The sequence below is a fragment of the Sphingobacterium sp. SGL-16 genome (assembly GCF_011043515.1).
Taxonomy (GTDB): Bacteria; Bacteroidota; Bacteroidia; order Sphingobacteriales; family Sphingobacteriaceae; genus Sphingobacterium; species Sphingobacterium litopenaei.
Window position 1 is genome coordinate 1 of sequence record NZ_JAAKGQ010000141.1, and the last position, 224, is coordinate 224.

Below are 224 nucleotides of genomic sequence, written 5' to 3' on the forward strand. Positions count from 1 at the left end.
TGTATAGCATTGATGATACCATGAAGGATCGTATGCCCAAAAAGAATACTACGGATGAAATAGAAAAAGAAATACAATATTGTAAAGAACTAGAAAAATTGATTGAAGCAGATCAGTCCCTAAGCTATGTTCCTGTTGTTAAAGAGAAATTAAATTTGCTGAAAGAAACGGTACAAGATACAGATGAGGCCTATCGTCATACGATTTCCAAAGATACAGATGCC

The 224-nt window shown here is 34.4% G+C and carries 1 pseudogene; it reads left to right on the forward strand.

Annotated elements, in window-relative coordinates:
• Positions 1-224: pseudogene (locus G5B32_RS17010) on the forward strand (IS5/IS1182 family transposase); the annotation flags it as partial.